The organism is Roseovarius sp. MBR-6, assembly GCF_040547525.1.
Taxonomy (GTDB): domain Bacteria; phylum Pseudomonadota; class Alphaproteobacteria; order Rhodobacterales; family Rhodobacteraceae; genus Roseovarius.
This window is the reverse complement of record NZ_JBEPPW010000008.1, coordinates 119811-133455: the sequence shown is the minus strand read 5'-3', so window position 1 is coordinate 133455 and position 13645 is coordinate 119811. Positions and strand designations below refer to the sequence as shown.

The following is a 13645-nucleotide window of genomic DNA, read 5'->3' as shown; positions in this document are numbered from 1 at the left end:
TGAATAAGTCGATCGCCCACCCGAGCAGGGGTCCGAATGGTCAAGATGTCCTCTCTTTCTGCGCGCGCTGGCGCGGCGGCGACGCACCCGCCTGACATGCAGGTCGCGGCGCTTTGCTGGCGCAAGGTGAAGGGACAAAAAGAGATCCTGCTCATCACCAGCCGCGACACCGGGCGCTGGATTGTGCCCAAGGGCTGGCCCATCGAGGGGCTGACGCCTGCGCAATCGGCGCTGCGCGAGGCCTGGGAAGAGGCGGGCGTGCGCGCCGAGGCCGACAAGGCGCGGCCCTGCGGGCAATTCCGCTATGAGAAAATTCTCAAGGATGGCAGCGGCGTGCTCCTGGTGACGCAGGTTTACAAGGTGCGGTTGCGTGCGGATGGTCTGGCGAGCAGCTTTCCCGAGGCGGGCCAGCGTCAACGCCTCTGGGTGCGCCCCAAAAAGGCCGCGCAGATGGTGGAAGAGCCCGAATTGCAGGATATCCTGCGCGCCTTCTGACCCCGCTCAGCGCGGCACAAGCACCCAGTAATCGAGATCGAGCAGCACCTGGGCCAGGTATTTGCCGTCCTCGCCGCGCAGCGTGAAGGGTGCGCCGCCCTTCGTGGCGACCAGCCGCAGGCGCAACGCGCCCACCCCCGGCGCGGGCGTCTCGGCGCGGTCCAGCACCTCGGACCAGGCGCGCAGCGTGTCGCCCGCGAAACACGGGTTGGCGTGGCTGCCTGCGTTCACCGCCACGATCATCTGCGCATTGGCGAGGCCATTGAACGACAGCGCCCGCGCCATCGAGATGACATGCCCGCCATAAATGAGCCGCTTGCCATCCTCGCGCAAACTCGCGTCGAAATGGGTCTTGGCGGTGTTCTGCCAGAGGCGCGTGGCCAGCATATGCTCGGCCTCCTCGATGGTCACGCCATCCACGTGGTCGATCTGCTCGCCCACCGTGTAATCGCCCCAGCGATGCGGCTCTCCGGCAAGGAGAAAATCGTAGCGCGTGAAATCGAGGCCCGCAGGTATCACCAGATCGTCCGCCGCGACCGAGGCGGCAAGCGCAGGCACCACCGGCGCGGGGGCAGGGGCGGCGCTGTCGCGCTTGCGCACCATCACCCAGCGGACAAATTCCATCACCGTCACGCCATGCTGGTTGGTGCCGGAGGTGCGCACATAGACCACGCCGGTCTTGCCAGAGGAGTTTTCCTTGAGCCCGATCACCTCGGATTGCGAGGCGAGCGTGTCACCGGGCCAGACGGGCCGCAGCCAGCGCGCCTCGGCATAGCCCAGATTTGCCACGGCATTGAGCGAGATATCCGGCACCGACTTGCCGAACACGATGTGAAACGCCGCCAGGTCGTCCAGCGGGCTGGCGCGCAGGCCGCAGGCGCGGGCAAATTCGTCCGAGGAATAGAGCGCATGGCGCGCCGGATAAAGCGCGTGATAAAGGGCGCGCTCGCCCCCCGAGACGGTGCGCGGCACGGCGTGGCGGATCACCTCGCCCAGCCGGTAATCCTCGAAGAAGCGGCCCGGGTTTGTCTTGGCCATGCTCACTGCTCTCCCAGCTTGATGTCGGGGGAATAGGTGCCGGGCACCTCCTTGATGACCGCCTGACCGCAGCGCATCACGCCGTTGGCCGCGTCGAACGCATAGGTGGGGTCGCCATGGAGCGACCACCCCTTGTTGAGTGCGGCGGTCACCTTGTGACAGAAGGCCGAGGTGTCATCGGCGGTCAGAAAACGATAAAGCTGCATGGGTTTACCCCGGAAATGGCCAGACGCCCAGCCAGTTGTGAATGAAGGTCATCACAAGGAAGAGCACCACCGTGATGATGACCAGCAGGATGTCGCGCTTGGCCTCGCCCGGTTTCGGGCGGTTCCAGTCCTCGGCACGGTTGATCATCACCACCTCCAGCACCGCCCAGCCAAGCAGGCCGCCAAAGAGGATCAGCGAGGCCAGATCACCATTGACCAGCAGGTGCGCCACCGCCCAGACCTTGACGGCGGTCAGTTGCGGATGGCGGATCGCGCCGCGCAGCCGCCCCTTGGTGGCGCTCATCCCGTAAAGGAACACCGCGCCAAGCATCATCAGGTTGTTGACATGCACCGTCCAGGCGGGCGGGAACCAGACATTCACGAACTCCGCCTGCCGGTAGCCCACCACCATCAGCACCAGACCGGCGAGGATACCCACGGCCGCCAGCCCCTTGCCAGCCTTGCCCATCCGCGCGCGCAGATCGGGGGCCACGCGCTTGAAGAGATGCGCGGCGGTCCAGAGGATCAGTCCGAGGATGAGATAGGTCATTGCGCGCTACTCCGCTGCCAGGTCGCGTATCGCTTGGGCCTGTGCAAGGATGCGCTGCGCCGTGACCACATGCAGATTCTCGACGATCTGCCCGTCCACGACCGCGATCCCCTGACCCGAGGCTCGGCTTTCTTCATACGCGGCAATCTGGCGTTCGGCCAGTTCGATTTCGGCCTCCGTGGGGGCAAAGGCGGCATTGGCGATGTCGATCTGCGCGGGGTGGATCAGCGTCTTGCCGTCGAAGCCCAGATCGCGGCCCTGTTCGCATTCGACACGCAGCCCGTCGTCGTCCTTGAAGCGGTTATAGACCCCGTCCACCGCCACGATCCGCGCCGCGCGTGCCGCCAGAACGATGGTTTGCAGCGCCAGCATCAGCGGCATACGGTCGGGCTGCGCCCTTGTCCGCAGATCCTTGGCCAGATCATTGGTGCCCGCGACCAGCCCCGCGACGCGCGCATGGGCCGCGATTTCGCGCGCGCCCAGGATCGAGAGCGGCGTTTCCATCATCGCCCAGACGGCTATGTCGGGCCCGATGATCTCGGTCAGCGTGTCGATATCCGAGGGTGCGTTGACCTTGGGCAGCAGGATCGCATCGGCCCCGGCATCGGCAAATGCACGCGCATCGGCCAGCCCCCATTCCGTGCTCAGCGCGTTGATCCGCACGATTTTCGCGCGCCTGCCATAGCCGCCCTCTTGCAGTGCCGCGCGCAGCGTGGCGCGGGCCTCGGCCTTGGCGTCGGGGGCGACCGCGTCCTCCAGATCGAAGATGATCGCATCGGCGGGCAGGCCGCGCGCCTTGTCGAGCGCGCGCTCCTTGGAGCCGGGAATATAGAGCACGGAACGATAGGGTTGGGTGCTGGCCATGGTCGCCCTCGTATTTGGGAAATTTTCTTGCGCAGGGATGCCATTTTTCGGCGGAAATGTTCAAGCAGTTTCTGCCGCGACGCAGCATCAAGGGCGGTGACTCCGCGTTAACCAAGTCTTCACGCCTTTTGCGGCATGATTTTCCCGACGGCAGGGACCAACCGGGAAAGGGTATGACGATGAACCGATACGTTCTGGCACTGGCCTTGGCGTCTCTTGCGGGGCCGGTTTCGGCGCAGCAGGGCGCGGCCTGCGCCCCGCGCGAGGCCGTGGTGAAACGTCTGGCCGAGGCGTATGGTGAAACGCGGCAATCCATGGGGCTCGGCTCGCAGGGCGCTGTGATCGAGGTGTTCGCCTCCGACACGTCGGGCAGTTGGACAATCACGGTCACGGGCACCAATGGCATCACCTGTCTGATTGCGGCGGGGCAAGCGTTCGAGAGCATGGCCGGCGCCATGCCCGTGCCCGGGAACGACGCCTAGGCCCCGCGTCCATGCGGCGCGGGGCGCGCTTTCGCTTTCCGGTAAAGATGCAGGTCATCCACATTCCTGCGTGCCGGTGCAGGTGGCATATATGGGCTTGAGCGGGTGTTGAAAGCCGCCGCGCGGTGCCCGCCGCCCGTCACGCCGGACGTGTCCCGCTTATATGGGCGCAGCTTTGGTGCGACGGGTTATATGGGCGCACCTTTGGCGCGGCGGCGCGTTCTGCGCCTTTATTCCGCGCAGTGGCACCAAGCTTCCAACGATCGCTTCAGTTCATTTCCGCCCGCAAGGCACTCCCGCCACGCCTGTTCACAGGCGGCGATCACCACACCCCGTCAAAAATCAACTTGGCCCCCGTCACTGTCAGCAGCACATAAGTGATCGCAAAAAACGCGCGCTCGGGCACGACGCGGTGCGCGCGCACACCGATCCATGCACCGATCAGGGCAAAGGGCGCTAGCATCAGCGCAACGCTCAGCGTCTCGCGCGTGAAGAGGCCAAGAAAGCCGTAGGGCACTGCCTTGGCGATATTTATCACAAAGAAGACCGCCACCGTCGTCGCCTGAAACCCGGTTTTGCCCAGCCCGCGCGACAAGAGATACACCGCCGCAGGCGGCCCGCCCGCATGGCTCACGAAGCTGGTGAACCCGGCCACCATCCCGGCCAGCAGCCCTGCACCCACCGGCAGGGGTCGCGCTGCGCCGCGCACCAGTCGCGCCCGCACCGCCAGTTGCCAGGCCACGAAGCCCACTGCGACCGCCCCGATCAACACCCGCATCAGGTCCGCATCGGCCACCCGGTAAAAGGCCATGCCAAGAGCCACGCCCGGCAACCCGCCCAGCACCAGAACCCGCGTCTCTTCGCGCCCCCATTGCCGCCAATAGGGCCGCAGCGTCGCCACATCGATGACCATCAAAAGCGGCAGCATGATCCCGAGCGCCACACCCGGCGGCGCCACGATCGCCAGAATCGCCGCGCCCGCAAAGGCCGCGCCCGAGCCGAATCCGCCTTTCGATATCCCGGCGAAAAGCGCGGCAAAGACCCCGGCGGCGAAGATCTCCCATGTCACCCCCATCGGCCAAGCCCCCGTTTCCAAACGCCGCTTCTGGCATACGACGGTATGCCGCAGGCACCCACCGCCGCATCGTGACCTGCGGCAGGCTTGCATGACACAGAATTTCAGACTACGCCACGCCGCAACTATGCAACCTGTGGAGACAGATCCAATGGCCAGACCCAAGATCGCGCTGATCGGCGCGGGACAGATCGGCGGCACGCTTGCCCATCTTGCCGCGCTGAAGGAACTCGGCGACATCGTGCTTTTCGACATCGCCGAGGGCACGCCCGAGGGCAAGGCGCTCGATATCGCCGAATCCGGCCCCTCCGAAGGCTTTGACGCGGTGCTCAAGGGCACGCAGTCCTATGCCGATATCGCCGGGGCCGATGTCTGCATCGTCACCGCCGGCGTGGCGCGCAAGCCGGGGATGAGCCGTGACGATCTTCTGGGCATCAACCTCAAGGTCATGAAATCGGTGGGCGAGGGGATCGCGGCCAACGCGCCCGACGCGTTTGTGATCTGCATCACCAACCCGCTCGACGCGATGGTCTGGGCGCTACAGCAATTCTCGGGCCTGCCCGCGCACAAGGTCTGCGGCATGGCCGGTGTTCTGGATAGCGCGCGCTTCCGTCACTTCCTCAGCGTCGAGTTCGGCGTGTCGATGCGTGACGTGACCGCTTTCGTTCTGGGCGGGCATGGCGATACGATGGTGCCCTCGGTGCGTTATTCGACCGTTGCGGGCATCCCGCTGCCGGATCTGATCGAGATGGGCTGGACCACGCAGGACAAGCTCGACGCCATCCTGCAACGCACCCGCGACGGCGGCGCCGAGATCGTCGGCCTGCTGAAAACCGGCTCGGCCTTCTATGCGCCCGCCACGTCGGCCATTGAAATGGCCGAGGCCTATCTCAAGGATCAAAAGCGCGTCCTGCCCTGCGCGGCCTATTGCGATGGCGAGCTGGGCGTGAAGGACATGTATGTGGGCGTGCCCACGGTGATCGGCGCGGGCGGGATCGAGCGCATCGTCGAGATCAAGCTCACCAAGGATGAGCAGGCCATGTTCGACAAGTCGGTCGAGGCCGTGAAAGGCCTCGTGAAGGCCTGCAAGGAAATCGATCCGTCGCTCGCATGACGCAAGGCCGTTAGATTTAGATCAGGGCTGGAGCATATCCAGCCCTGATTCCTTTTGAGATGCAGAAAACGGTTTGAGCGCCGCTTGTGATCACAGGAATTATTCGTGTGATCACAAAATGCAGAATTTCGGCGCAAATTTTCCATCACGGCGAAAAATCCTTTAAATCACCCGTCATTCCGTGCCTATACCTGTTCCGATCACAGCAAAACGGGACAGGTTCATGAACATCCACGAGTATCAGGCGAAGGCGCTTTTGCGGGCTTACGGGGCTCCGGTTTCGGATGGGCGCGTTGTTCTGCGCGCGGAGGAGGCGAAGACGGCGGCGGGGGGTCTTGACGGGCCGGTCTGGGTCGTGAAGGCGCAGATCCATGCCGGGGGTCGTGGCAAGGGCAGGTTCAAGGAAGCGGGTGCCGGCGAGGCGGGTGGCGTGCGTCTGGCGCGCTCGGTCGAGGAGGCCGCCGAGGAGGTGCGCCGGATGCTGGGGCGCACGCTGGTGACCAAGCAGACCGGGCCTGCGGGCAAGCAGGTCAACCGCGTCTATATCGAGGATGGCGCGGGCATCGCGCGCGAGCTTTACCTCGCGCTGCTGGTGGATCGCGGCACGAGCCGCATCTCCTTTGTGGCCTCGACCGAGGGCGGCATGGATATCGAGGAGGTGGCCGAGAGCACGCCCGAGAAGATCCTCAGCTTCGCGGTCGATCCCGCCACCGGCTATCAGCCCTTCCATGGCCGCCGCATCGCCTTTGGCCTTGGCCTCACCGGCGGTCAGGTCAAGCAATGCGTGGCGCTGATGGGCATGCTCTACAAGGCGTTTGTCGAAAAAGACATGGAGATGCTGGAAATCAACCCGCTGATCGTGACCGACAAGGGCGATCTCAGGGTGCTTGATGCCAAGATCAGCTTTGACGGCAACGCGATCTATCGCCACGCCGATATCGCCGAATTGCGCGACACCACCGAAGAGGACCCCAAGGAGCTTGAGGCCTCGAAATACGACCTCAACTATATCGCTCTGGATGGCGAGATCGGCTGCATGGTCAACGGTGCGGGGCTGGCGATGGCCACGATGGACATCATCAAGCTCTACGGGGCGGAGCCGGCCAACTTCCTCGACGTGGGCGGCGGGGCGACCAAGGAAAAGGTCACCGAGGCGTTCAAGATCATCACCTCCGATCCGCAGGTCAAAGGCATCCTCGTCAACATCTTCGGCGGCATCATGCGCTGCGATGTGATCGCAGAGGGCGTGGTCGCGGCAGTCAAGGAGGTCGGCCTCAAGGTGCCGCTGGTGGTGCGCCTCGAAGGCACCAATGTCGAAAAGGGCAAGGAGATCATCAACAATTCCGGCCTCGACGTGATCGCCGCCGACAACCTCAAGGACGGCGCGCAGAAGATCGTGAAGGCGGTTAAGGGGTAGGGCGATTTGCTGGGGGTGATGTTCTTCGGAGGTCTGCTTTTGGGCACGATTTCATACATGGTGGCCATGAAATCCGTCGGTGAGCGGCGCGGGGTCCGCGGCGTGCTGATCCTGATGATCGGCTGCATTGGCGTGCTCTGGGGATTTCAGGCCCTCGCCCTTCATGCACTGCCCGAATGTGCGCAAACCTTTCGTGAATGGGTCTGGGCGATTCTCGTCTTTTCCCCCTCATGCGATACCAACCCGCTTCGCGATGCCACCGAGGGTTTGGGTTTCGGTTTCCGACCCGCCTTTGCAATCATCATCATCTTTCTTTCGTTCCTGGGCCTGGTCATCGCCCGGGGCGAAGCTCGAAAATAGGGAGAACGCCACAATGGCAGTCCTCGTAGACGAAAACACGCGTGTCATCTGTCAGGGCCTCACCGGCTCTCAGGGCACGTTCCACTCTGAACAGGCCATCGCCTATGGCACGAAAATGGTCGGCGGCGTGACCCCCGGCAAGGGCGGCAGCACGCATCTTGACCTGCCGGTGTTCAACTCGGTGCATGAGGCCAAGGCCGTGACCGAGGCCAATGCCTCCGTCATCTACGTCCCGCCCCCCTTTGCCGCCGATTCGATCCTCGAGGCGATTGATGCCGAGATGGAGCTGATCGTCTGCATCACCGAAGGCATCCCCGTCTTGGACATGATGCGCGTCAAGCGGGCGCTGGAAGGCAGCAAATCGCGCCTCATCGGTCCCAACTGCCCCGGCATCATCACGCCCGACGCCTGCAAGATCGGCATCATGCCCGGCCATATCCACCGGCGCGGCTCTGTCGGCGTCGTCTCGCGCTCCGGCACGCTCACCTATGAGGCGGTCAAGCAGACCTCGGATGTGGGCCTTGGACAATCGACCTGCGTCGGCATCGGCGGCGACCCGATCAAGGGGACCGAACATATCGACGTGCTGGAATGGTTCCTCGCCGATGACGAGACGCAGTCGATCATCATGATCGGCGAAATCGGCGGCTCTGCCGAAGAAGAGGCCGCGCAGTTCCTGAAAGACGAGAAAAAGCGCGGCCGCTGGAAACCGACCGCAGGCTTCATCGCCGGACGCACCGCCCCTGCGGGCCGCCGCATGGGCCATGCAGGCGCCATCGTGGCGGGCGGCAAGGGCGGTGCCGAGGACAAGATCGAGGCGATGAAATCCGCGGGCATCACCGTGGCCGAAAGCCCCGCCAGCCTCGGCGAGGCGGTGCTCAAGGCCATCGGCTGACGCATCCGGGCCAGGCCGGGGGCGTGTCCCCGGCCCAGCCCAACCAACAGGGTTCCAAGCTCCTCCGAGGTGCCAAAATGACCGACCAATCCCCCAACGACCAGTTCCACGCCTCCTCCTTCATGCAGGGCGCGAATGCCGAATACCTGGAGCAGCTTTACGCCCGCTACGCCCATGATCCGGGTGCGGTCGATGAGGCGTGGCGCGCCTTCTTCGATCAGTTGGGCGATGGTCACGACGATGTGCGCCGCGAGGCGCAAGGTGCCTCATGGGCGCGCGCCGACTGGCCGCCCATGCCGTCCGATGATCTGACTGCCGCGCTGACCGGCGAATGGCCCGCCGAGCCGGAATTGAAGGACGCGGGCAAGAAGATCGCCGCGAAAGCCGATGAAAAGGGCGTGAAGCTCAGCGATGAGGACGTCAAGCGCGCGGTGCTCGATAGCGTACGCGCGCTCATGCTCATCCGCGCCTATCGCATCCGGGGCCACCTCATCGCCGATCTCGACCCGCTCGGCCTGCGCGAGCAGGGCCACCAGCCCGAGCTTGACCCGAAATCCTACGGCTTCACCGAGGCCGACATGGACCGGCCCATCTTCATCGACAACGTGCTTGGCCTGCAAATCGCGAGCCTGCGCGAGATCCTCGCCATCGTGCGGCGCACCTATTGCGGCACCTTCGCGCTGCAATACATGCATATCTCGGACCCCGAACAGGCCGCCTGGCTCAAGGAGCGGATCGAGGGCTATGACAAGGAAATCTCCTTTACCCGCAGGGGTCGCAAGGCGATCCTGAACAAGCTGGTGGAGGCCGAAGGCTTCGAGAAATATCTCCATGTCAAATACATGGGCACCAAGCGGTTCGGCCTCGACGGTGGCGAGAGCCTCATTCCCGCGATGGAGCAGATCATCAAGCGCGGCGGGCAGTTGGGCGTGCAGGATATCGTCATCGGCATGCCGCATCGCGGGCGGCTCAACGTGCTGGCCAATGTCATGGGCAAGCCCTACCGCGCGCTTTTTCACGAGTTTCAGGGCGGCTCCTCCAAGCCCGAGGATGTCGACGGCTCGGGCGATGTGAAATACCACCTCGGGGCCAGTCATGACCGCGAGTTCGACGGCAACACCGTCCATTTGTCGCTGACCGCCAACCCCAGCCACCTCGAGGCGGTGAACCCGGTGGTGCTGGGCAAGGTCCGCGCCAAGCAGGATCAGTTGAACGATACCGAGCGCACCAAGGTGCTGCCGATCCTCTTGCACGGCGACGCGGCCTTTGCCGGTCAGGGTGTCGTGGCCGAGGGCTTCGGTCTCTCGGGCCTCAAGGGGCACCGCACCGGCGGCACCATGCATATCGTGGTGAACAACCAGATCGGCTTTACCACCGCGCCGCATTTCTCGCGGTCCTCGCCCTATCCCACGGATATCGCGCTGATGGTCGAGGCACCGATTTTCCACGTCAACGGCGACGATCCCGAGGCGGTCGTTCATGCCGCCCGCGTCGCCACGGAATTCCGCCAGAAATTCCACAAGGACGTGGTCATCGACATCATCTGCTATCGCCGCTTCGGCCATAACGAGGGGGATGAGCCGATGTTCACCAACCCCTTGATGTATAAAAAGATCAAGCAGCAGAAAACCACGCTCGCCCTCTATACCGACCGGCTCGTGAAGGACGGTCTCATCCCCGAGGGCGAGGTCGAGGACCTCAAGGCCGCGTTCCAGTCCTTCCTTGCCGACGAGTTCGAGGCGGGCAAGGATTACCGCCCGAACAAGGCCGACTGGCTCGACGGCAAATGGTCGGACCTCAACCCGCACAAGGGCAAGTATGAGCGCGGCGAGACGGCGATCCCGTCCGAGACCTTCAAGGAGGTGGGCGCGGCGCTGACCCATGTGCCCGAGGGGGTCACCGTTCACAAGACGGTCGAGCGCCTGCTCGAGGCCAAGCGCCAGATGTTCGAGACCGGCGAAGGCTTTGACTGGGCCACCGCCGAGGCGCTGGCCTTCGGCTCGCTCCTGACCGAGGGCTATCGCGTCCGCCTCTCGGGCCAGGACAGCACGCGCGGCACCTTCAGCCAGCGTCATTCCGCCTTCATCGACCAGGACACCGAAGAGCGGTATTACCCGCTCAACAATATCCGCGAGGGCCAGGCACCATACGAGGTCATCGATTCGATGCTCTCGGAATATGCGGTGCTCGGGTTCGAATACGGCTACAGCCTCGCGGAACCCAAGGCCCTTACCCTCTGGGAGGCGCAGTTCGGCGACTTCGCCAACGGCGCGCAGATCATGTTCGATCAGTTCATCTCCTCGGGCGAAAGCAAGTGGCTGCGGATGTCGGGCCTCGTGTGCCTGCTGCCGCATGGCTATGAAGGGCAGGGGCCGGAGCATTCCTCCGCCCGGCTGGAACGGTTCCTGACGATGTGCGGCGGCGATAACTGGATCGTGGCCAATTGCACGACGCCTGCGAACTATTTCCACATCCTGCGCCGTCAGCTCTACCGCACCTTCCGCAAACCGCTCATCCTGATGACGCCGAAATCGCTTCTGCGGCACAAGATGGCGGTGTCGAAAACCTTGGATTTCGTCACCGGCTCCTCCTTCCACCGGGTGCTGTGGGACGATGCCCAATACGGCAATTCCGACACGAAACTTGTCGCCGACAAGAAGATCCGCCGCGTCGTCATGTGCTCGGGCAAGGTCTATTACGACCTGCTGGAAGAGCGCGACCGCCGCGGGATCGACGACGTCTACCTGATGCGGATCGAACAGTTCTACCCGTTCCCGGCCATGTCGATGGTCAAGGAGCTGGAGCGCTTCAAGGGCGCGGAAATGGTCTGGTGCCAGGAAGAACCCAAGAACCAGGGTGCCTGGTCCTTCATCGAGCCGAATATCGAATGGGTGCTCACGCGCATCGACGCCAGGCACAAGCGCCCGGTCTATGCCGGCCGCCCCGCTGCCGCCTCGCCCGCCACGGGCCTTGCCAAGCAGCACAAAGCACAACAAGAGGCGCTGGTGGATGCCGCGCTCTCCATCGAAGGAAACAAGTGATGAGCACCGAAGTCCGCGTCCCCACCTTGGGCGAATCCGTCACCGAGGCCACCGTCGCCACATGGTTCAAGAAACCCGGCGATCAGGTCGCTGCCGACGAGATGCTGTGCGAGCTTGAAACCGACAAGGTGACGGTCGAGGTGCCCAGCCCGACGGCGGGCACCCTGGGCGAAATCGTGGCGCAGGAGGGCGAGACCGTGGGCGTCGACGCCCTTCTTGCCACCATCACCGCAGGCGAGGGCAAGGCCGCCCCGGCGAAAGCCGACAAGCCCGAGGTCAAATCCGCGCCGACCGACACGGGCAGCGATAAGGGCGGCGAGAGCATCGACGTCATGGTGCCCACCCTTGGCGAAAGCGTGACCGAGGCCACCGTTTCCACCTGGTTCAAGAAGGTGGGCGACCGTGTCGAGGCCGACGAGATGCTGTGCGAGCTGGAGACCGACAAGGTCTCGGTCGAGGTGCCCGCCCCCGCCTCCGGCACGCTGACGGAAATCCTCGCAGGCGAGGGCGAGACGGTGCAGGCGGGCGGCAAGCTCGCGCTCATGTCCTCGGGCGAGGGCGCGGCAAGCCCCGCCAAATCGGACGCCGCTCCGGCAGAGGAAAGTCCGGCCAAAGCCTCCGGCAAGGATGTCGAAGACGCCCCTTCGGCGAAAAAGGCCATGGCCGAGGCGGGCGTCAGCCGCGATCAGGTCACCGGCTCGGGCCGTGACGGTCGCGTGATGAAAGAGGATGTCGCCAAGGCAGGGCAGGCCCCGAAAGCCGCGCCCGCCGCCCCCGCCCCGGCCGCGCAGGCCCCCCGCGCGCCCTCCCCGGCCGAGGATGCCGCGCGCGAGGAACGCGTCAAGATGACGAGGCTCCGCCAGACCATCGCCCGCCGCCTCAAGGACGCGCAGAACACCGCCGCCATGCTCACCACCTATAACGAGGTCGACATGACCGAGGTGATGGCGCTGCGCAACCAGTACAAGGACGAGTTCTTCAAGAAGCACGGCGTGCGCCTCGGCTTCATGTCGTTTTTCACCAAGGCCTGCGTCCACGCCCTGAAAGAGGTGCCCGAGGTCAATGCCGAGATCGACGGCACCGATATCGTCTACAAGAACTTTGTCCATATGGGCATCGCGGCAGGCACCCCCACCGGCCTCGTCGTGCCGGTCATTCGCGACGTGGATCAGATGGGCTTTGCCGCCATCGAGAAGGCCATCGCCGAGAAAGGCGCCCGCGCCCGCGACGGCAAGCTCTCGATGGCCGAGATGCAGGGCGGCACCTTCACCATCTCCAACGGCGGCGTCTACGGCTCGCTCATGTCCTCGCCCATCCTCAACCCCCCGCAATCGGGCATCCTCGGCATGCACAAGATCCAGGACCGGCCCATGGTGGTGAACGGCGAGATCAAGGCCCGCCCGATGATGTATCTCGCGCTCAGCTACGACCACCGCATCGTCGACGGCAAAGGCGCGGTGACATTCCTCGTGCGCGTGAAAGAAGCACTCGAAGATCCCCGGCGGTTGTTGATGGATTTGTGAGCCCCGCGTGACAGACCCGCTTTATGAATGGGACGCCGCCAAGGCCGAAAACAACATGGCCAAACACGGCGTCCCCTTCACGGCGGTGCAGGGTTTCGACTGGAGCAGCGCGATAGAGGCCGAAGATACACGCTATGACTACGGCGAGACCCGGATGCAGGCCCTTGGCAAGATCGACGGGCGATACCACGTTCTTGTCTATGCTTGGCGCAACGCCCGCATCCGCGTAATCTCGTTGCGCAAGGCCAACCGAAGGGAAATCCCATGAGCATCCGCCCAAAACCGCCCGAAGATTTTGACGAGAACCCACCCCTCGACGCGGATTTCTTCACCCGCGCCCGCCCCGCCACCCCCGGCGAAGCCGCCCGCCTGCGCGCGGCTCTGGAACGGATCGTGAAGGCGCATGAGGCGGGGCGGTCTCTCGACGAGGCGATTGCCAAGGCGCGTGAAACGCTGGCGGTGGGGGGATGAGACGGTCAGATATTCTCATCATCGACGGCAACGGTGCGGTGACGTTCTTGGTGCGCGTGAAAGAGCCCCTCGAAGGCCCGTGCCGGTTGCTTATGGACTTGTGAGGCAGAAGTT

Annotated in this window: 15 protein-coding genes; 10 read left to right on the top strand and 5 right to left on the bottom strand. The window is 64.3% G+C overall.

Annotation, left to right across the window (positions count from 1 at the left end; translation table 11 throughout):
• Window positions 1-45: 45 nt before the first annotated feature.
• Window positions 46-495: an NUDIX hydrolase gene (locus tag ABIE57_RS12095; RefSeq protein WP_354539281.1), complete on the top strand. Its 450-nt coding sequence runs from the start codon at window positions 46-48 to the stop codon at window positions 493-495.
• A 6-nt stretch (window positions 496-501) separates the two neighbouring features.
• Here ABIE57_RS12095 and ABIE57_RS12090 read toward each other — a convergent pair whose 3' ends face one another.
• Genes ABIE57_RS12090 through ABIE57_RS12075 form a run of 4 tightly spaced genes read right to left on the bottom strand, consistent with a single transcriptional unit; the run spans window position 502 to window position 3153 of the window.
• Window positions 502-1533 carry a MaoC family dehydratase gene (locus ABIE57_RS12090; protein ID WP_354539280.1) on the bottom strand — a complete coding sequence of 344 codons (1032 nt, stop codon included), beginning with the start codon at window positions 1531-1533 and terminating at the stop codon, window positions 502-504.
• Between the two features lie 2 nt (window positions 1534-1535).
• Entirely contained in the window at window positions 1536-1739 is a 204-nt protein-coding gene (locus ABIE57_RS12085; RefSeq protein ID WP_354539279.1) for a DUF1737 domain-containing protein, read from the bottom strand.
• Window positions 1740-1743: 4 nt separating this feature from the next.
• Complete coding sequence (locus tag ABIE57_RS12080; RefSeq protein ID WP_354539278.1) at window positions 1744-2289, bottom strand: NnrU family protein; 546 nt, start codon at window positions 2287-2289, stop codon at window positions 1744-1746.
• A gap of 6 nt (window positions 2290-2295) precedes the next feature.
• Window positions 2296-3153: an HpcH/HpaI aldolase/citrate lyase family protein gene (locus ABIE57_RS12075; RefSeq protein ID WP_354539277.1), complete on the bottom strand. Its 858-nt coding sequence runs from the start codon at window positions 3151-3153 to the stop codon at window positions 2296-2298.
• A 179-nt stretch (window positions 3154-3332) separates the two neighbouring features.
• On the opposite strand from ABIE57_RS12075, the gene ABIE57_RS12070 reads away from it, so the two are divergent.
• On the top strand, window positions 3333-3635 hold the full coding sequence (locus ABIE57_RS12070; RefSeq protein ID WP_354539276.1) for a hypothetical protein: 303 nt from the start codon (window positions 3333-3335) through the stop codon (window positions 3633-3635).
• A 322-nt stretch (window positions 3636-3957) separates the two neighbouring features.
• Here ABIE57_RS12070 and ABIE57_RS12065 read toward each other — a convergent pair whose 3' ends face one another.
• Entirely contained in the window at window positions 3958-4710 is a 753-nt protein-coding gene (locus ABIE57_RS12065) for a sulfite exporter TauE/SafE family protein (RefSeq protein WP_354539275.1), read from the bottom strand.
• Between the two features lie 151 nt (window positions 4711-4861).
• Between ABIE57_RS12065 and mdh the strand changes: the two genes are divergently transcribed.
• The 8 genes from mdh (at window position 4862) to ABIE57_RS12025 (ending at window position 13531) form a co-directional block, all read left to right on the top strand.
• The gene (gene mdh, locus ABIE57_RS12060; protein WP_354539274.1) at window positions 4862-5824 is read left to right on the top strand and encodes a malate dehydrogenase; all 963 of its coding nucleotides are present in this window, start codon (window positions 4862-4864) and stop codon (window positions 5822-5824) included.
• Window positions 5825-6047: 223 nt separating this feature from the next.
• The gene (gene sucC / locus ABIE57_RS12055) at window positions 6048-7241 is read left to right on the top strand and encodes an ADP-forming succinate--CoA ligase subunit beta (protein WP_354539273.1); all 1194 of its coding nucleotides are present in this window, start codon (window positions 6048-6050) and stop codon (window positions 7239-7241) included.
• Between the two features lie 6 nt (window positions 7242-7247).
• A complete protein-coding gene (locus ABIE57_RS12050; RefSeq protein ID WP_354539272.1) occupies window positions 7248-7601 on the top strand; it encodes a hypothetical protein in 354 nt (117 codons plus the stop codon).
• Between the two features lie 13 nt (window positions 7602-7614).
• Window positions 7615-8496, top strand: coding sequence for a succinate--CoA ligase subunit alpha (sucD, locus tag ABIE57_RS12045; RefSeq protein WP_354539271.1), 882 nt, complete (start codon window positions 7615-7617; stop codon window positions 8494-8496).
• Window positions 8497-8573: 77 nt separating this feature from the next.
• Complete coding sequence (locus tag ABIE57_RS12040; RefSeq protein ID WP_354539270.1) at window positions 8574-11537, top strand: 2-oxoglutarate dehydrogenase E1 component; 2964 nt, start codon at window positions 8574-8576, stop codon at window positions 11535-11537.
• A complete protein-coding gene (gene odhB / locus ABIE57_RS12035; RefSeq protein ID WP_354539269.1) occupies window positions 11537-13060 on the top strand; it encodes a 2-oxoglutarate dehydrogenase complex dihydrolipoyllysine-residue succinyltransferase in 1524 nt (507 codons plus the stop codon). The genes ABIE57_RS12040 and odhB overlap by 1 nt, the downstream gene beginning before the upstream one ends.
• 7 nt (window positions 13061-13067) lie before the next feature.
• The gene (locus ABIE57_RS12030) at window positions 13068-13328 is read left to right on the top strand and encodes a BrnT family toxin (RefSeq protein WP_354539268.1); all 261 of its coding nucleotides are present in this window, start codon (window positions 13068-13070) and stop codon (window positions 13326-13328) included.
• The gene (locus tag ABIE57_RS12025; RefSeq protein WP_354539267.1) at window positions 13325-13531 is read left to right on the top strand and encodes a hypothetical protein; all 207 of its coding nucleotides are present in this window, start codon (window positions 13325-13327) and stop codon (window positions 13529-13531) included. The genes ABIE57_RS12030 and ABIE57_RS12025 overlap by 4 nt, the downstream gene beginning before the upstream one ends.
• Window positions 13532-13645 lie beyond the last annotated feature (114 nt).

Coding starts and splice junctions, on each gene's coding strand:
- ABIE57_RS12095 (WP_354539281.1), top strand. CDS start 46: ATGTCCTCTCTTTCTGCGCGCGCTGGCGCGGCGGCGACGCACCCGCCT.
- ABIE57_RS12090 (WP_354539280.1), bottom strand. CDS start 1,533: ATGGCCAAGACAAACCCGGGCCGCTTCTTCGAGGATTACCGGCTGGGC.
- ABIE57_RS12085 (WP_354539279.1), bottom strand. CDS start 1,739: ATGCAGCTTTATCGTTTTCTGACCGCCGATGACACCTCGGCCTTCTGT.
- ABIE57_RS12080 (WP_354539278.1), bottom strand. CDS start 2,289: ATGACCTATCTCATCCTCGGACTGATCCTCTGGACCGCCGCGCATCTC.
- ABIE57_RS12075 (WP_354539277.1), bottom strand. CDS start 3,153: ATGGCCAGCACCCAACCCTATCGTTCCGTGCTCTATATTCCCGGCTCC.
- ABIE57_RS12070 (WP_354539276.1), top strand. CDS start 3,333: ATGAACCGATACGTTCTGGCACTGGCCTTGGCGTCTCTTGCGGGGCCG.
- ABIE57_RS12065 (WP_354539275.1), bottom strand. CDS start 4,710: ATGGGGGTGACATGGGAGATCTTCGCCGCCGGGGTCTTTGCCGCGCTT.
- mdh (WP_354539274.1), top strand. CDS start 4,862: ATGGCCAGACCCAAGATCGCGCTGATCGGCGCGGGACAGATCGGCGGC.
- sucC (WP_354539273.1), top strand. CDS start 6,048: ATGAACATCCACGAGTATCAGGCGAAGGCGCTTTTGCGGGCTTACGGG.
- sucD (WP_354539271.1), top strand. CDS start 7,615: ATGGCAGTCCTCGTAGACGAAAACACGCGTGTCATCTGTCAGGGCCTC.
- ABIE57_RS12040 (WP_354539270.1), top strand. CDS start 8,574: ATGACCGACCAATCCCCCAACGACCAGTTCCACGCCTCCTCCTTCATG.
- odhB (WP_354539269.1), top strand. CDS start 11,537: ATGAGCACCGAAGTCCGCGTCCCCACCTTGGGCGAATCCGTCACCGAG.
- ABIE57_RS12025 (WP_354539267.1), top strand. CDS start 13,325: ATGAGCATCCGCCCAAAACCGCCCGAAGATTTTGACGAGAACCCACCC.